Raw genomic sequence first — 876 nt, forward strand, 5'->3', positions numbered from 1 at the left:
CACCGCCGCGCCCACGGCCGCGGCCGTCCACCACGCGCGCCGCGAAGCGCCCCGCCCGGCCCGCGGCGACGCCGCGTCGGCGTCGTGATGGGCGAGGGAGTCGTGATGGGCGAGGGAGAGGACGCGCCGCGGGAAGGACGCGTTGTCGCGCGAGGCGGACGCCGTCTCGCGCAGGCGGTGGAGGAGCGCGGCGTCCGGCTGGATGTCGTCCGCGGCACGGCGGAAGTGGTCGCGCAGGGCGGCGCCGAGTTCATCGTCCATGCGTGCGGCCCTCCCGGACGTGCGCGCGCAGCGCCGCCATGGCGCGCGCGGTGTGGCTCTTCACGGTGCCCCGGCTGATGCCGAGGGTGTCGGCGATCTCGCGTTCGCCGAGGTCGCACCAGTAGCGGAGGACGACCACGGCGCGCTGCTGGGCGGGCAGGGCGCGCAGCGCCGCCTCCAGCTCGCCGTCGCCGGACGGTGCCTGGTGCGGATCGCGTCCGGCGAGGCGGTCGAGGTCGGTGACGCTCCCGGCGGGCAGGTCGCGGCGGCGCGCCCGGCGCTTGCCCTCGTCGATCGCGAGGTTCACCAGAATGCGGCGGGCGTACGCCTCGGGATCGCCGTCCGCGAGCCGCCGCCAGCGCCGGGCGACGCGTTCGTAGGCGACCTGGAGGAGGTCCTCGGCCAGGTGCCGGTCGTGGACGAGGAACACGGCGGTGCGCAGCAGGCGGCCCGCGGTGGCGGCCACGAACTCCTCGAACGTGTCCGCCGTGCCGCGGGCCTTCCGAATGCTCAAGGTGGACAGACCGCGCCCCTAGAACGCGCCGGAGGTCGGCCGGTGCGCCGGCGCGCCGCGTCCCGGGGCGGCGGGCACGGCCTTCGGCGGCACCGGGGCCG

General features: G+C 77.6%; 2 protein-coding genes. Both read right to left on the reverse strand.

Features of this window, described 5'->3' with window-relative positions:
• A partial coding sequence (locus DZF91_RS23100) for a hypothetical protein (protein ID WP_147341290.1) occupies positions 1 to 261 on the reverse strand: 261 nt, incomplete at its 3' end.
• On the reverse strand, positions 251 to 775 hold the full coding sequence (locus tag DZF91_RS23105; RefSeq protein WP_117359484.1) for a SigE family RNA polymerase sigma factor: 525 nt from the start codon (positions 773 to 775) through the stop codon (positions 251 to 253). The genes DZF91_RS23105 and DZF91_RS23100, both read right to left, overlap by 11 nt.
• Positions 776 to 876 lie beyond the last annotated feature (101 nt).

Source organism: Actinomadura logoneensis, assembly GCF_003428695.1.
GTDB classification, from domain to species: domain Bacteria; phylum Actinomycetota; class Actinomycetes; order Streptosporangiales; family Streptosporangiaceae; genus Spirillospora; species Spirillospora logoneensis.